This is a genomic window from Acidimicrobiales bacterium (genome assembly GCA_035546775.1).
GTDB lineage: Bacteria > Actinomycetota > Acidimicrobiia > Acidimicrobiales > JACCXE01 > JACCXE01.
The window spans coordinates 69,846-85,181 of record DASZWD010000017.1; the positions used below are offsets into that span (position 1 = coordinate 69,846).

Consider the following 15,336-nt stretch of genomic DNA (forward strand, 5'->3'; position numbering starts at 1 on the left):
AGGCACATTGAACAGCAGGTTGTTACGCAGCGCCGATGGCTGGGTCGCCGTGACGCTGCCGCGCCCGTCGGACCGAGAGCTGTTGCCGGCGTGGATCGGATGCGGCGAAGACGGCCTCGCCCACGCCGTCGCCCAGCGCACCGGGGCCGAACTCGTCGCCGGCGCCGAACTCCTCGGCCTCGCGGTGGCCGCCCTCGGCGAGTACACCGGCCCTTCTGTGAAGGCTTTTCCGTGTGCTGCACGGAAAAGCCTTCACAGAAGCGGCGTGGTGCGGGTGTTGGACCTGTCGTCGCTGTGGGCGGGGCCGTTGGCGGCGCATCTGTTGGCGGCCGACGGGGCGATCGTGACGAAGGCCGAGTCGGTCCAGCGGCCCGACAACCTAAAGCTCGGCCGGCCGGACCTCTACGCCGAACTCAACGACAACAAGACGCTCGTCACCTTCGACTGGGACGACCCCGACGCGTTGCCGGCACTCATCGCCGCGGCTGACGTCGTCGTGGAATCGGCGCGGCCCCGGGCGCTCGCCCACCGCGGCATCCAGCCGGAAACCAGCGGCGTGCACGTGTGGGCGTCGATCACCGGCTACGGCCGGGCGTCGAACCGCGTGGCGTTCGGCGACGACGCCGCGGTGGCCGGCGGTCTCGTGCGCTACGCGCCCGACGGGACGCCGCGCTTCAAGGGCGACGCCATCGCCGATCCGCTGACGGGACGTGCGGCCTACGCAGCGATCACCGACGCGCTGAGCGGCGACGACGCCGTGTTGCTCGACATCGCCATGGCGGGAGTCGCCCGCGACGCTGCTACGCGGCTGACCGCAGGCTGAGCCGGGCGCCGAGCGACGCGCCGAAGGCGCGCGCCCGGTCGAGTTCGCCGTCGGCCAACTCGGCGTGCTTCGTCACGAAGAAGCTCGTCGGTTCACCGATCACGGTCGCGCCGGCGCGCCGCAGACGACGGGCGATGCCCTTGCTGGCGCGTCCGGTGAAGATCGAGGGCGCGTGCATACGCGTGTCGAAGGCGGCAGCGGTGCGACCCGTCAGATCGACGCTTTCGAGCCACTCACGCACACCCGTGGTCAGGTCGGCGTGGTCGTCCATGTGGCCTTCGGCCTGGCCGAGGCGAATACGGTCCTCGGCCGACTTGCGCGTCGACGCGCGACTCATACCGTGCGCGTGTGTGGGACCGCCGACGACGAGAAAGTCGGCGGCGAGATCGTCGTCGGTAACAAACGCGACCGCGCACGTGGTGGCGTTGTCACCAAATCCCTCGGCGATCGCCTCGGCGATCTGACGCGTGTTTCCGTACATGGATTCGTAGATGACAACGGCTCGCATAGCTGCATCGTCGGGGTCCACCGCCGCTTTCCGTTAGGGGCGAGGGTCCCAATCCGGGTGGCCGTTCGGCGGGAGTTGCGCCCGCCGACGCGGGAGTAGCCTGGCGGCATGGAGTACGTCCGTTGGGACAGTCGCCCGAAACTGCGTCGCCCGGTGATGGTCGCAGCCTTCGAAGGTTGGAACGATGCCGCCGAATCGGCGTCGAGCGCCGTGGATTACTTGGGCAACACCTGGGACGAGCGAGTCTTCGCCAGCATCGACCCTGAGGAGTTCTACGACTTCACCGTCGTTCGGCCTCAGGTGCGCCTGATCGACGGCGTCACCCGCGAGATCGACTGGCGCACGACGCGCTTCGCCGCCACCGCCCCGCCCAACGCCGACGGCGACGTCGTGCTGGTGCACGGCATCGAACCCAACAACCGCTGGCGCACGTTCTGCGACGACGTCGTCGACATCGCCCGTGAGCTCGACATCGAACTCGTGCTCACGCTCGGGGCGTTGGCGGCCGAGGTGCCCCACACCCGGGACGTGCAGGTGACCGGCACCGGATCGGATCCGGATTTGATCGAGGAACTCGGACTCCGGCGGTCGCGTTACGAAGGCCCCACGGGAATCGTCGGTGTGCTCCACACGCGCTTCGCCGAAGCCGGTATCAAGTCGGCGTCGCTGTGGGCGGCGGTGCCGCACTACGTCAGCCAGCAGCCCTCGCCCAAGGCGACCCTCGCACTGGCCCGCCGAGCCGCCGACATCGTCGGCGCCAGCCTCGAGACCACCGATCTCGAAATCGCCGCCGCGTCCTACGAGCGCCAAGTCGACGACATGATCGAAGCCGACGAGGACATCGCCAACTACGTCCACGGCCTCGAGCGCGTCATCGACAACGGCGAGACGATGGACGACCCGGACCGCTTCGACATCGCGGCCCAGGCCGAACGCTTCCTGCGCGAACAGAACTAGTCGGCGTAACCGGGCGCGTGCGGCGGCCACGGCCGCGCCTGCTCGAACAAACGACCGAGACGCAGCGCCACCTCGTCGTGATGACGCCGAGCGATCACTTGCACGCCGACCGGAAGGCCTTCTGCGGTCGTGCCTGCCGGCAATGAGATCGCCGGGTTCCACCCGATGTTGGCCGGGAAGCAGAACGGCGTCGCGTACGCCGGGCCGAGCTCGCGCCCTGCGATCACCGATGGCGGAGGACCGGCAGCGGGGAACGCGGGCACGGCGGTCGTCGGGCAGATCAGCACGTCGTAACGCTCGAACACCTCCGCCCACGCCGCTTCGAACTGGTGGCGGAAACGGAACCGCTTGGCGATCTGGGGCGCGGTGCGGTTCTCCCCCGATTCGAAGTCCCGGCGCACGAAGCCGACCATCTGCGGCGCCACGTCGGGCCACATGCCGTCGTCGAGGTTGAGGTACTGGTCGACGGTGCCGGCGCTGAGCCACGTGCGGATCGGCTCCGGCAGGTCCACGTCCGCGCAGGCAAACGGTGCGCCGACGGCGGCGAAGATATCGCCCGCCGCCGCCTCGACTATCTCGGCCACCTCGGGGTCGGCGACGGCGTAGCCAAGGTCGACAGAGAAGCCGAGGCGCAGGCCGCGCACGTCGAGCGACTCGATGGCGTCCTCGTAACGCACCGTCGGCGGCGGCAGCGTCGTGCGGTCGACGTCGGCGGGACCGGCGGTGACGTCGAGGTGCCGCGCTGCGTCGCGCACCGTCGTGACTTCGACGCCGTACACCGACGTTTGCGACACCGCCGGGAACGGATGCGGGATGCGACCGAAGCTCGGCTTCATCCCCACCAGTCCGGAGAACGCCGCCGGGATGCGAATCGAACCACCACCGTCACTCGCCGTCGCCATCGGGACGAGTCCGGCGGCGACCGCGGCGGCCGATCCACCGCTCGATCCGCCGGGCGTGCGCTCCAGGTTCCACGGGTTACGCGTCGTGCCGAACGCTCTGCTGTGGGTGAAGGCGACCGTGCCGAATTCAGGCGCCGCCGTCTTGCCGATGACCACGGCGCCGGCGGCGCGCAGGCGCGCCAGATGGATCGAATCTGCGGTCTGCGGCGCGCTGTCCTTGAAGATCAGCGAGCCGTGCGAGGTCGGCAGCCCCGCCGCGTCCTCGAGATCCTTCACTCCGATCGGCACACCGGCGAACGGCCCCGGATCGCGCCCCGCGGCGACGGCGTCGTCGACTGCGGCCGCTGCCGCGCGCGCCGCGTCGGGGTCGAGTACGACGAACGCATTGAGGGCGTCGTTGTATTGGGCGACGCGGGACAAGCACTCGTCGAGGATTTCGCTTGCCTTGAGCGCTCCGGACCGAACTGCGTCGGCTACCTCAGTCGCACTGCGCATTCGTCACCTACCTGTTCGAGGGGACCCAACGAAAACGGCGGGCCGAGATCACCAGGCTGACCACGCCCCACGCCGTGAGCACCAGCAGGTCGCGGCCGGCCAAGCGCGAGCCGTGGTTGCCGGGATCGAAGACCGTGAAGAGCGCGTCCACGAGATGCTTGATCGGGAATAGCTCGGCGATGTGAGTCATCCACTGCGGGATCGTGCCGCGGGGGAAGAACACGCCGGAGATGAAGTTCAGCGGCAACGTGAGCGCGTTGGCCACCGCCGCCGCCGCCTGCTCGCTGGCAATGACGAGCGTCATCAGAAAACCTACGCAGCAGAAGCACGCAATGCCGACGGCGAGCGTGACCAGCAAGGCCGGCCACGCGGACGGCGGCAAGTGGACGTTGTAGGCGACGCGACCGAGCAGCAACACGGTGCCGGCGATCAGCGTCACGGTGATGACCTGGGTGACGACTCGCGCCGCGAGAAAGACCCACGGCGGCAGCGGCGTGGCCCGCAACCGCTTGAGCGTCCCCCGCTCGCGTGCCGTCGCCACCGACACCGCCAGGTTGACGGCGGTGGCCGACACGACGGCCAGCGCCATGATCGACGGGACGTAGTACGTGGCGCCCGACACGCGCCGGCCACCACCGATCGGCTGCGCCTGGTTGCCGAAAACACCGACGATCAGGACGAGGAACATCAGCGGTAGGAACGCAGTGAAGAAAACCGCGGTCGGTTCGCGGACGTAACTGCGGTAGTCGTAGCGGAACTGATGGGCGACGAGCCCGAGGCGTTTCACGGATCCGCTACCAGATCGAGGTACACGTCCTCGAGCGACGGGCGCGTCACTTCGAGCTCGGTGATCGTCTGCTTCGCCCGCTTGGTGCGCGTGAACAGACGTTGCAGATCAGCCACGACGTCGTCGCTGTGGGCGACGTGGGTCTCTGCGTCCCCCGCGATCCGGTAGGTGATGCGCGATTGGGCGGTGTTGCGGCCCGCCAGCGTCGCCGGCGTGCCCTCGGCGACGATGCGGCCGCCGGCGATGACAGCGACGCGGTCGGCTAGCACCTCGGCCTCTTCGAGGTAGTGCGTCGTCAGGAAGACGGTGAGGCCTTCGGCCTTGAGGCCTTCGAGGACGGCCCACGCCTCGCGTCGCGCCGTCGGGTCGAAGCCCGTCGTCGGCTCGTCGAGGAACACGACTTCGGGCCGGCCGACGAGGGCGAGCCCGACGTCGAGTCGCCGCTGCTGGCCGCCGGACAGCTTGCCGGCGCGGACCCCGGCGGCGTCGTCGAGTCCGACGAGGCGGATCACCTCGTCCACGGGTCGCGGCCGGGGGTAGAACCCGGCGTACTGGGCGATCGACTCGCGCACGGTCAGCAATGGTTCGGGCCGCGACTCCTGCAACACGACACCGATCCGGGCGCGCCAGTCGAGCCCACCGCGGTCGGGGTCGACGCCGAGCACCGACACGCGGCCGTCGTCACGGTGGCGGAAACCTTCGAAGATCTCGACCGAGGTCGTCTTGCCCGCACCGTTGGGCCCCAGGAAGGCGAACACCTCGCCCCGTTTGACGTGCAGGTCGATGCCCTTGACTGCTTCGAACGCGCCGTAGCGTTTGCACAGCCCCTCGACCTCGATGACCGCCTCGCCCACGCCGCGCAAGCTAACTGATTCGCTTCACTCCGTACTTCGCCAGGACCGCCGCCGCGTTCGGCGCCACCGTCTTCAACGCGTCGACCACTGCTTGCGGGGTGGCCACGCGATAGGCGTTAGCGGCCACGTAGCGCGCCAGGGCGCAGTCGACGGCTGCGGTCGACACGCCGAGGGCGCCGAGGGCCTGCACGCTCTGCACGTACACGGAGCGGTAGTAGTCGTTGTGGATCGGATCCCAGAACGTCATCGGCTCGCCGATGTGATCGCGGCCGTCCGCGGGAATCGGCTTGGCGAGGAACGACGCATAGGTGTGATTGGTCTGCGCCTCGGCCCAGCTGGCGAGGCCCTCGTCAAGCCACGGGTCACGGCCCTGGTCGCTGCCCACGAGTGAGTAGAACCACTGGTGCGAAACCTCGTGCGGCGTCGTGCGGGCGTTGGTATTCGGGCCCTGCATCACGTGGCCTGGGTATTCGATGCCGCCCGTGAGGTTGGGCGTGAGCGCCAGCGTGAAGGTGGGATACGCGTAGTTGCCGTAGCGGTGCGACAGGTCGGTCAACGCCGCGATCACGCGCGCCAGGTAGGCGGTGGGCGACTCGCTCATCGACCGCTCGACCCCGACGGTCACCTTGGCGCCGGCGGCCGTTCCTTCGACGAGGTTGAACGATCCGACCGATGCCGCCCAGTCGCCCATCGCGGTGGCCGTCCAGTGCCACGGGCCGTCGCTCACCCCCGTCGCCAGCACCGTGAGCCCGGCGGGGGCGACGAAGTGCACGTCGAAATCCGAGGCCACGGTAAGGGATGCCTCGGCGTTGCTCGTCGTCGGCGGGTCGACATCCCACCCGACGCCGGGCTCCCACGCCAGCAACGGCAACCACGACCCGAGGCGCACGGTGTTGCCCTGCCGGCTCAACCGGTCGTCGGACACACCCGGCAGGCGCAGCGTGAACGACAGCGCGAGCGTGATCGCCGTGCCCGGCGTGAGCGGCTTCTTGTCGACGGTGTCGACGTCGGCCGTCGTCGGGTTGTCCATGTGGAACGTGACGGCGTGCCCGTCGACGGTGACGTCGGCGATGTCTTCGTGCGCACCCTTGTTCGCCGGCGTGGGGGCGTTGGGCCATAGGCGCAGCACGAGGTGGTCGGTGTCCTTGTCCGGGGTGAACACGGCCTTGAGCGTGCCGGTGACCTGGTTGGCCGCGAGGTCGAGTGTGGCGTCGACGGTGTACTTGGTCCGGTCGGCGCGCGGCGCGACGCGGGTGAGGGCCGCGGCGTCGCACCCGTTCGGCGCCGGTGCCACCGCGGCCGTGGTGCTCGTGGTGGTGGTCGACGACGACGACGTCGTGGACGGGCGCGTGCTCGTCGACGCCGCGAATCCCTGGCGCGTCGGCGCGCCCTTGCATGCGCCCGTCCACCCCACGAGCGCGACCGCGACGAGCAGCGCGGCGCGTCTCACCGCATGAACAGCCCACCGTCGACGGTCAACACCTGGCCGGTGATGTAACTGGCGTCGTCGGAGAGCAAGAAGACGACGGGTGCGGCCACCTCCCACGCCGTGCCTTGACGCTTCAGCGGCACCGGCGTGCGGTCACGCGACGGACGGCCGCCCGACGCGACGCGTCCCAGCGGCGTGTCGATGAGGCCCGGGCATACGACGTTGGCCCGCACGCCGCGACTCGCCAGCTCGGCGGCGACGTGGCGGTTGAGGCCGAGCAGCGCCGCCTTCGTCGTGTCGTAGGCCGGAATACGGCTGCCGGATTGCAGCCCGGCCACCGACGAGATGAACACGATGGCGCTGCCCTCGCCGAGGTGCTCCTTGGCGGCCTGGCACACGAGGAAGTGCGACCGCACGTTCACGTTGGCGACGAGATCCCAGTCCTGCACCGTCGTGTGCGAAAGCCCGACGCCCGCGCCGATGCCGACGTTGAGCACGATGCCGTCGATACCGCCGAGCGCGCCGACCGCTTCGGCCACCAGCGACGCGCACTGCGCCGGGTCGCTGACGTCGGCCACGATCGCGGCGGACTCCGCGCCCTCGGCTTCGACGAGCAACGCCGTCGTGCGCGCCGAGCCTTCGTGCGCGTCCACACACGCGACCGCCGCGCCCTCCCGCGCCGCCAGGACTGAGATGGCGCGCCCGTTCCCAATCGGCGCGTCGGGGTCATCGGTGGCGCGCGTGCCGGCGCCGACGACGACGATGCGCCGACCCTCGAGCCGCTTCACGCCGGGAACCCGTCGATGCCTTCGTCGCGCTGCACCCCAAGCGAGTTCAGCGCCATCGAGACGAGGTGGTACTGACCCACCAGCATGACGAGCTCGATCAGCTGCGCCTTGGTGTAACGCGCCGCCAGCTTCTCCCAGGTGGCGTCGGAGATCTTCGACTCCGCGTGCAACTCGTCGGCGGCAGCGATCAGCAGCGCGTCGCTCTCGCTCCAACCCGCCGCGTCCGGGGCGAGGCACGTCGCGTCGACTTCCTGTTCCGTCATGCCCGAGCGCAGGCCGATGACGCGGTGCTGGCCGAATTCGTACTCGGACTGGCAGTTCCACCCGGTGCGAAGGATGAGGATCTCGCGCTCGCGCGGGTCGAGTTCGCCCCGGTAGAGCAGCACGCCGCCGAACTCCGACCATTTCTTGAGCAAACGAGGGTGATGGGCGAGGGTCGTGAAGATGTTGAGCGCCTGCGACATGCCGGCGCCCAACCCGTTCAGGAGTTCGGTCGTCTTCTCGTCGCATTCCTCGGGCGTGACCGGTGCGACGCGTGGGGCTGGGCTCATGGAGCAATCTTGTTCCATGCCGACCGCTGCTCGCGTCCCGACCTGTGTGTGGCGCGCCACGCACGCACTCATCGTCGCCCTCGACGAACGTTTCGGCGAGCCGACCGACACCTACGTCAACGGCTCGCAGGTGTGGCTGCGCGACGACGGGCCCGACGAGATGGTCTTCGAATGGCGGCTGCACCCGGTGGCGGGATACGAGCGCCCTCAGAGCCTTGCCACCGAAGAGGTGTTCAGCACCGTGGCGTTGGCCTTCGCCACCGATGCCGCCCCGCCGGCGCCGCTCACGGCGTTGTGGGACGGCCTCGAGTGCTTCCCAGCCTACGGCGACGACATCGAGCCGGCGCTGCTCGCCGCGGCCGCCACGCAGGCGCTCGGTACCGCACCCGACGCGTCGGGCCTTGTCGACCACGAGGCCATCGCTGACGCGTGGGAAAAGGCGCGCGGCTCGATCAGCATCGTGGCCGCGCTGTTCGGCGAGTTGAACACCTAAGGCGTGGCGTCGCCGCGCCACACCGGGTCGCGCGGCGGGTCGAACCTCACCTCGAGCGGGTGGCCGTCGATGGCGGCGAAGGCCTGCTCGCCCCAGAACTCGTAGCCGGCGAGCGGCTCGGGCAGGGCGTCGCGGCCGAACCAGCCGACGTCGAGCGTCTCGAGCGGGTGACCCTTCAGTTCGCCGCCGATCGGGCGGCAATGAAACACGATCGTGTACAGCGGGATGTGGGTCATCCCCATCCGCATGCCGTCGAGCACGGCGATGATGCGGACGGGCTCGACTTGGATCCCGGTCTCCTCCTCGACTTCTTTGACCGCCACTTCGGCGGGCGAGTAGCCGACGTCGCACCATCCGGTCGGGTACAGCCACACACCCGAGTTCGCCCGTTGGATCAAGAGAATCTCGCCCCGCTCGTTGCCCACGACGACGCCCACCGCGGCTTTCGGCGTCACGTAGCCGGGCACGCCCTTGCCGACGCCCGCCATCCACTCGCCGTTCCAGTCGTTCGCCGGTTGCGCGTCTTCGACGGCGGCGCGCATGTCGGCGGCGACGTGGAGCACCTCCTGGAAGCGCTCCTGCTCGTACAGCGACGTGGTGAAGGCGAGACCGGTGCGGGCGATACCGCTCAACGCCTCGCTCCAGCGCACCAGGTCTTCGTCGTCGATCGGCACCGACGCCAGAGGTTACGCGAACAATTCGTCGACCCGACCAAAGAAGGCCGAGCGCGCCATCGCCAGCACGCCGTCGGCCTTGGCGGCGCGGATCGTGTCGGTGTCGACGTGCGATGCGAACCCGTAGACCGTCGCCCCGCGCGCCGCGGCGCGCGCCGCCGCGTTGAGTGCGCCTTCGCGGGACAGGTCGACGGCGACGACGTCACCCGGACCGAGTCCGGCGATCGAGTCGATAGCCGCGGGATTGGCGACGTGCACGATGTCGCGCACGTTGTTGAACCGCGACCGGTCGAGCAGATCGGGGGCGAAGGCGACGCGCACCCGTCCATGCTGACAAATTGGTCGGCGCATATGCGGATCATTGCCATGTCGGTGTTCGAGGGTGTCGTCTACCACTGCCATCCCGTGGACCTGCGCAACCCCTGCCGGCCGACGCTCGAAGTCGACGCCCGCACCCAGCCCGGCGACCTCGACGCCGGTCCGCTGCTCATCACCGTCGCCGACTACATCCGCATGGTCGGCGACGAAGCCCCGCGGTGTCTCCGCCAGCTACGCGACGCGGGCCGCATCACCAAGTGGATGGGCGTCGACCACATCACCTTCCCCACCTGGACCACCGTCGACCACGACGACTGACGGCAGCGACGCGGCGTTGTTGACGGCGTCGAGCAGCGCTGGGGGCACGTTGTCGATGGCGCAGGTCATCTCCATCTGGCCGTCGCCGATCGTGAACGCGCCGACGCAGGGCAGGTAGTCGCTCAACGGCACGGTGAAGCCGCCGACCGTGAGGTGGTTGTTGCGCACCACGGGCGTCACGTCGATCCCGGCGAGCGTGAGGTGGCCATTCGCCATCTCGACGTTGACGCCGTGCAGCGCGTCGGACAGCGCCTGCTGGGTCAGGACGGCGCGCACCGTGCCGTGGTCGATCTTGGTGATGCGCGCCTTGCGCTGATGCAGGAGCCGGCCGCGGTCGAGCTGCACGCCGGAGAGATCGACGTCGATCGACGCGAACACCACGACTTCGGCCTTGAGATTCGTGACGTGTACCGAGGCACGCTTGACCTTGCCGGACAGCAACAGCGGCGGCACGAACGGAAAGCCGCCCACGGTTGCCTTCACCGACGAGCCCGGTGGCGCTTCCTCACGCGCCCGCGTCGTGACGATCGACGAGACGGCGCCCCGCGCCGTGAGATCGGCCGCGATCAACAACACGATGATGGCGCACGGCGCGAAGAGGCGACGGATCACCTCGGCATTGTGACCGCAATCCGTGCAGACGAGGACTCACCCGGCGTAACGTCCCGCCTGACCTGACCGTCCCACAGGAGAAGAGATATGTCTCGAAGCACCCGGTCCTGGTGGCGCGCGAGCGCCGTCGTCATGTCGCTGGCCATCGTCACCACCGCCTGCGGCAAGAGCAACGACAACAACGCCAGCGGCAGCAACAACGGCACGCCCGTCTCGATCGCCTTCGTCGGCCCGAAGACGGGTGACGCAGCGAGCCTCGGCATCAACATTCTCAACGGCGCCAAGCTTGCCGTTCAGCAAGCAAACGACGCACAGTCGAAGTACAAGTTCACGCTCAAGGAGTTCGACACGCAGGGCGATCCGGCCCAGGCGCCCGGTCAGCTCGCGAAGTACAAGGACGACGCCAGCATTCTCGGCATCGTCGGTCCCGCGTTCTCAGGCGAGACCAAGGCTGTGCTCCCAGATCTCAAGAACGCCGGGCTCGTGATGATCAGCTCGTCGGCCACGAATGCCGACCTGCCGAACATTCCTGAGGGCGGGTCCGACGTGTTCCATCGCGTCTTGCCCGACGACGCTGCGCAGGGTGCCGGCATCGCGAAGTTCATCAAGGCGAAGTACGCCGGCAAGAACGTCTATTTCATCGACGACAACCAGGAGTACTCGAAGGGTCTGACCGATCAGGTGTCGGCCGCGCTGGGCACGCCGAAGACGGCGCAGAACTCCACCCAGATCAACAAGGACGACGACCTGTATTCCGCCGCCGTCAACGCCGCGAAGGCGGCCAAGCCCGACCTGATCTTCTACGGCGGCTACTACCAAGCCGCAGGCAAGCTCAAGAAGCAGCTGAGCGACGCCGGCGTCGACGCCGTGTTCATGTCCGGCGACGGATCCCTCGACCCCGGCTTCATCAGCGGCGCCGGCGCCGGTGCCGAAGGCGCGATCATCTCCTGCCCGTGCAACCTCGCTACGGAATCCGCCTCCGGCCCACTCGGCACGATGGCCAAGGACTACAAGAAGGCCTTCAACCAGGATCCGGGCACATACTCCTCGGAGGCGTTCGACGCCGCCAACATCCTCATCAAGGGCATCGAGGCGGGCAACACCACGCGGGCGAAGCTGCTCGCCTATGTGGAGGCGCTCCCGCCGTACACGGGTGTATCGAAGAAGATCGTCTTCCAGCCCAACGGCGACCTGGAGGCGACAACGGTGTACTTCTTCAAGGTGACCAACGGAAAGTTCGTCTCCGCCGGCGACACCGACCACCTGTAAGGCCGAACCATCAGCTTCTGCACCAGCTGTCTCGTCCACCAATTCTGGGACCAGACCGTTGACGGCGTGACGCTCGGGGCGATCTACGCCCTGGTCGCCCTGGGCTACACGCTGGTGTACGGCGTGCTGCGCCTCATCAATTTCGCCCACTCGGAAGTCTTCATGGTGGGTGCGTTCGGGGCGCTGTTCGCCCTGCACGCCGTCGGATTCGAAACGGCACACGCGACGCCGGCGGGCCTTCAGCTCGTCGGCGTCGTGCTGTTGATGGCCTTTGCCGGCATGTTGGCGTCGGGAACTCTGGCCGTCGTCCTCGAACGCCTCGCCTACCGGCCGCTGCGCAAACGCGGCGCGCCGCGTCTCGCGTTCCTGATCACCGCCATCGGCGCTTCGCTGTTTGTGCAGGAGTTCTTCGCGCTGCGCTACGGGCGCGACGAAGTCCCGTTTCCGCGCACGGTCAACCGCACGACGATCTTCAGCATTTTCGGTGCACCGGTGCAGGCGCAGAAGCTCATCGTGTTCGTCGCCTCGATCGTGCTCATGGTCGGCCTCGAGCGCTTCGTCGCCACGACGCGGCTCGGCCGTGGCATACGCGCCACCGCGCAGGACACCGAGACCGCCCAATTGATGGGCGTCGACATCAATCGCATCATCGTGGTGACGTTCCTCCTCGGTGGCATCGTGGCCGGCGCCGCCGGCGGCCTGTACTTCGGCGCCTACGTCGAGAACGTTCGCTACAACTCCGGCTTCATCTACGGCATCAAGGCGTTCACCGCCGCGGTCCTCGGCGGCATCGGCAACATCCGCGGCGCCCTCCTCGGGGGCTTCGCTCTGGGGTTAATCGAGAACTACGGCGCCACCGTCATCGGCGGGCGCTGGAAAGACGCCTTTGGCTTCGTCATCCTCGTCCTCGTCCTGATGTTCCGGCCGACCGGGATCCTCGGCGAGCAGCTCGGACGGTCACGCGCGTGACGGCGAGTGAGCGGCCGCTCGGCATCTGGAGCCGCCGTCCGCGGTTCGAGTTGTCCCGCCAGCAGCAGCGCATCGGGCTCGCGGCGCTGGCGGTGCTCGCCGTCGTGGCGCCCCCGTTCCTAACCAATTACCGGCAGAGTCAGCTGTTCTTCCCGGTCGCCGTCTACGTGCTGTTGGCGATCGGCCTCAACGTCGTCGTCGGCGCCGCCGGCATGCTCGACCTCGGCTACGTCGCCTTCTACGCCGTTGGCGCGTACACGACGGCGGTGCTCACGACGACCTTCCACCTGGACGCGTGGGCCGCGATTCCGTTCGCCGTCGTCGCCGCCATGCTCGCCGGTGTCCTGCTCGGCGCTCCGACGCTGCGCCTGCGCGGCGACTACCTGGCCATCGTGACCCTCGGCTTCGGCGAGATCGTGCGCATCATCGCCCTCAACACGAACGCACTCGGTGAAGCGCGCGGCATCACCGACATCAAGCATCCCGAACCCTTCGGCCTGCGGACGCTGCCGTACTACTACGTGGCACTAGCGGCAATCGCGCTCGCCCTCACCGTCTCGATCCGCCTCAACAACTCGCGCGTCGGGCGCAGTTGGTCGGCGATTCGTGAGGACGAGGAGGCCGCCGAGGTCATGGGCGTTCCGACGTTCAAGATGCGGCTGTGGGCCTTCACCGTCGGCGCGTCGACGGCTGGGCTCGCGGGTTGGCTCTATGCCAGCAAGGTCGGGTTCATCAACCCCGACAATTTTCCGTTCTTCTTCTCCGTCATCATCCTGTCGGCGGTGGTGCTCGGCGGCAGTGGGTCGCTCCTCGGTGTCGTCGCCGGTGGTTTCCTCATCGCGTTCTTGCCTGAGTACTTGCGCGACGCGGCGCTGGGCAAGCAGATCACCAGCGTGGCCAATCGAGCCTTGGGCTTCCACGCCGGCGACGTCACCGACTTGCGCGTCTGGCTCTTCGGCCTCTCACTCATCCTCGTGATGATCTTCCGCCCGCGCGGCCTCATCCCGTCGCGTCTGGGCGGTATGGCGACCACCGACGCGCCGACCGACGAGGAGGGTGAAACCGCCGACCCGGGGCTCACCGGCAACCGCTCGACGCCGGCCGGCGGTGTGTGCCTCAGCATCGAGAACCTCACCGTGGACTTCGGCGGCGTGCGGGCGCTCGACAACGTGTCCATCAGCGTGAAGACCGGTTCGATCGTGGGCGTCATCGGCCCCAACGGCGCCGGCAAGACGACGCTGTTCAACGCCATCACCGGGGTGGTCGAGCCCACGAGCGGCGACATCCGCCTCGACGCCACGTCGCTCAAGGGCAAGAAGCCCCACGCCATCTGTCGGGCGGGCGTGGCCCGGACGTTTCAGAACATCCGCTTGTTCCCCGACCTCTCCGCCCGCACCAACGTGGCCGTCGGCCTCGACGCTCACCACAAGACGAGTGTGCCGGGCGCTCTCGGCTTCGGTCGTCGCCGCCGCACCGAAGAACGCGAGGCCAAGGCGCGCGCCGAGGCGCTGCTCGACTTCGTCGGCCTGCGCGGCCGCGGTGACGCACGGGCGGGATCGCTCCCCTACGGCGACCAGCGCCGGCTTGAGATCGCCCGCGCCCTCGCCACCGACCCGTGCCTGCTCCTGCTTGACGAGCCTGGCGCCGGCATGAACAAGACGGAGAAGGCGGCGCTCGTCGCCCTCGTCCGCCGCATCCGCGACGCCGGCCTCACCGTGGTGTTGATCGAGCACGACATGAACCTGGTCATGGGCCTCGTCGAGGACATCACCGTGATCGACTTCGGCAAGGTCATCGCGCACGGCTCGCCGAGCGACGTGCAGACGAATCAGGCGGTCATCGACGCGTACCTCGGGGTCGACGATGGCGCTGCTTGAACTGCGCGGCGTCGCGGTGTCGTACGGGCCGATCACCGCGTTGAAGCACGTGTCGCTGTCTGTGGAGCCCGGCGAGATCGTCACGCTCATCGGCGCCAACGGCGCCGGTAAGACGACGACGCTCAAGACGATTTCGGGATTGCTGCAACCGAAGGCCGGCGAGGTGATTTTCGACGGCGCGTCCATCGTCGGCATCCCAGCCCACAAGCTGGTGAAGCTCGGCATCGGCCACGCGCCGGAGGGCCGCGGGATGTTCCCCGGCATGACGGTGACGGAGAACCTCGAGATGGGCGCGTACCTGCGCCGCGGCAATCTGGGCGACTCGTTCGACCGCGTGTTCGCACTGTTCCCCCGGCTCGCCGAACGACGCAAGCAGGCGGCGGGCACGCTGTCGGGCGGCGAGCAGCAAATGGTTGCCATCGGTCGCGCCCTCATGAGCGCGCCCAAGCTGCTGCTGCTCGACGAACCGTCGATGGGATTGGCCCCGCGGCTCGTGGCGCAGATCTTCTCGATCGTGACCGAAATCAACGCGCAGGGCACCACGATCCTGCTCGTCGAGCAGAACGCCGCCCAGGCGCTCAAGCGTGCCCACCGCGCCTACATCCTGGCGACGGGCGAGGTGGTGCGCGAAGGCGACGCCGCCGAGCTGGCGGAAGACCCCGCCGTGCGCGCCGCGTACCTTGGCATCGAAACCGAGGACTGAGGAGGCGCG

At 68.6% G+C, this 15,336-nt stretch carries 18 protein-coding genes; 8 read left to right on the forward strand and 10 right to left on the reverse strand.

The window, feature by feature from the left end; genetic code table 11:
- Positions 1–7: 7 nt before the first annotated feature.
- Complete coding sequence (locus VHC63_03805; GenBank protein HVV35703.1) at positions 8–823, forward strand: CoA transferase; 816 nt, start codon at positions 8–10, stop codon at positions 821–823.
- On the opposite strand, the gene VHC63_03810 is transcribed toward VHC63_03805, so the two are convergent.
- Positions 801–1,331 (reverse strand): flavodoxin domain-containing protein, encoded by a 531-nt coding sequence (locus VHC63_03810; protein HVV35704.1) that lies wholly within the window; start codon positions 1,329–1,331, stop codon positions 801–803. The two genes, VHC63_03805 and VHC63_03810, sit on opposite strands and share 23 nt — an antisense overlap.
- 108 nt (positions 1,332–1,439) lie before the next feature.
- Between VHC63_03810 and VHC63_03815 the strand changes: the two genes are divergently transcribed.
- Positions 1,440–2,288, forward strand: coding sequence for a PAC2 family protein (locus VHC63_03815; GenBank protein ID HVV35705.1), 849 nt, complete (start codon positions 1,440–1,442; stop codon positions 2,286–2,288).
- Here VHC63_03815 and VHC63_03820 read toward each other — a convergent pair.
- From VHC63_03820 to VHC63_03845, 6 genes are read right to left on the reverse strand one after another with little or no spacing between them, the layout of a single operon-like run.
- Positions 2,285–3,685 carry an amidase gene (locus VHC63_03820; GenBank protein ID HVV35706.1) on the reverse strand — a complete coding sequence of 467 codons (1,401 nt, stop codon included), beginning with the start codon at positions 3,683–3,685 and terminating at the stop codon, positions 2,285–2,287. The genes VHC63_03815 and VHC63_03820 overlap by 4 nt on opposite strands.
- A gap of 7 nt (positions 3,686–3,692) precedes the next feature.
- On the reverse strand, positions 3,693–4,472 hold the full coding sequence (locus VHC63_03825) for an ABC transporter permease (GenBank protein HVV35707.1): 780 nt from the start codon (positions 4,470–4,472) through the stop codon (positions 3,693–3,695).
- Positions 4,469–5,326, reverse strand: coding sequence for an ABC transporter ATP-binding protein (locus tag VHC63_03830; protein ID HVV35708.1), 858 nt, complete (start codon positions 5,324–5,326; stop codon positions 4,469–4,471). Before VHC63_03830 ends, VHC63_03825 begins: the two co-directional genes overlap by 4 nt.
- Before the next feature lie 10 nt (positions 5,327–5,336).
- Positions 5,337–6,776 (reverse strand): M1 family aminopeptidase, encoded by a 1,440-nt coding sequence (locus tag VHC63_03835; GenBank protein HVV35709.1) that lies wholly within the window; start codon positions 6,774–6,776, stop codon positions 5,337–5,339.
- Positions 6,773–7,543, reverse strand: coding sequence for an SDR family oxidoreductase (locus VHC63_03840; GenBank protein HVV35710.1), 771 nt, complete (start codon positions 7,541–7,543; stop codon positions 6,773–6,775). The genes VHC63_03835 and VHC63_03840 overlap by 4 nt, the downstream gene beginning before the upstream one ends.
- Entirely contained in the window at positions 7,540–8,094 is a 555-nt protein-coding gene (locus tag VHC63_03845; protein ID HVV35711.1) for a carboxymuconolactone decarboxylase family protein, read from the reverse strand. Before VHC63_03845 ends, VHC63_03840 begins: the two co-directional genes overlap by 4 nt.
- Before the next feature lie 16 nt (positions 8,095–8,110).
- Between VHC63_03845 and VHC63_03850 the strand changes: the two genes are divergently transcribed.
- Complete coding sequence (locus VHC63_03850) at positions 8,111–8,587, forward strand: hypothetical protein (protein HVV35712.1); 477 nt, start codon at positions 8,111–8,113, stop codon at positions 8,585–8,587.
- On the opposite strand, the gene VHC63_03855 is transcribed toward VHC63_03850, so the two are convergent.
- Together VHC63_03855 and VHC63_03860 are read right to left on the reverse strand one after the other, a co-directional pair.
- Positions 8,584–9,261, reverse strand: a complete 678-nt coding sequence (locus tag VHC63_03855; GenBank protein HVV35713.1) for an NUDIX hydrolase N-terminal domain-containing protein — start codon at positions 9,259–9,261, stop codon at positions 8,584–8,586. The genes VHC63_03850 and VHC63_03855 overlap by 4 nt on opposite strands.
- Before the next feature lie 12 nt (positions 9,262–9,273).
- Complete coding sequence (locus VHC63_03860; protein ID HVV35714.1) at positions 9,274–9,582, reverse strand: hypothetical protein; 309 nt, start codon at positions 9,580–9,582, stop codon at positions 9,274–9,276.
- 30 nt (positions 9,583–9,612) lie between these two features.
- Between VHC63_03860 and VHC63_03865 the strand changes: the two genes are divergently transcribed.
- Positions 9,613–9,897: a hypothetical protein gene (locus VHC63_03865; GenBank protein HVV35715.1), complete on the forward strand. Its 285-nt coding sequence runs from the start codon at positions 9,613–9,615 to the stop codon at positions 9,895–9,897.
- On the opposite strand, the gene VHC63_03870 is transcribed toward VHC63_03865, so the two are convergent.
- Positions 9,811–10,509 (reverse strand): DUF2993 domain-containing protein, encoded by a 699-nt coding sequence (locus VHC63_03870; protein HVV35716.1) that lies wholly within the window; start codon positions 10,507–10,509, stop codon positions 9,811–9,813. The two genes, VHC63_03865 and VHC63_03870, sit on opposite strands and share 87 nt — an antisense overlap.
- Positions 10,510–10,596: 87 nt before the next feature.
- On the opposite strand from VHC63_03870, the gene VHC63_03875 reads away from it, so the two are divergent.
- The 4 genes from VHC63_03875 to VHC63_03890 all read left to right on the forward strand — a co-directional run bounded on the left by VHC63_03875 (position 10,597) and on the right by VHC63_03890 (position 15,327).
- Positions 10,597–11,778, forward strand: a complete 1,182-nt coding sequence (locus VHC63_03875) for a branched-chain amino acid ABC transporter substrate-binding protein (GenBank protein HVV35717.1) — start codon at positions 10,597–10,599, stop codon at positions 11,776–11,778.
- A 66-nt stretch (positions 11,779–11,844) separates the two neighbouring features.
- On the forward strand, positions 11,845–12,747 hold the full coding sequence (locus VHC63_03880) for a branched-chain amino acid ABC transporter permease (GenBank protein ID HVV35718.1): 903 nt from the start codon (positions 11,845–11,847) through the stop codon (positions 12,745–12,747).
- A complete protein-coding gene (locus VHC63_03885; protein ID HVV35719.1) occupies positions 12,744–14,624 on the forward strand; it encodes a branched-chain amino acid ABC transporter ATP-binding protein/permease in 1,881 nt (626 codons plus the stop codon). Before VHC63_03880 ends, VHC63_03885 begins: the two co-directional genes overlap by 4 nt.
- Positions 14,611–15,327: an ABC transporter ATP-binding protein gene (locus VHC63_03890; GenBank protein ID HVV35720.1), complete on the forward strand. Its 717-nt coding sequence runs from the start codon at positions 14,611–14,613 to the stop codon at positions 15,325–15,327. The genes VHC63_03885 and VHC63_03890 overlap by 14 nt, the downstream gene beginning before the upstream one ends.
- Positions 15,328–15,336 lie beyond the last annotated feature (9 nt).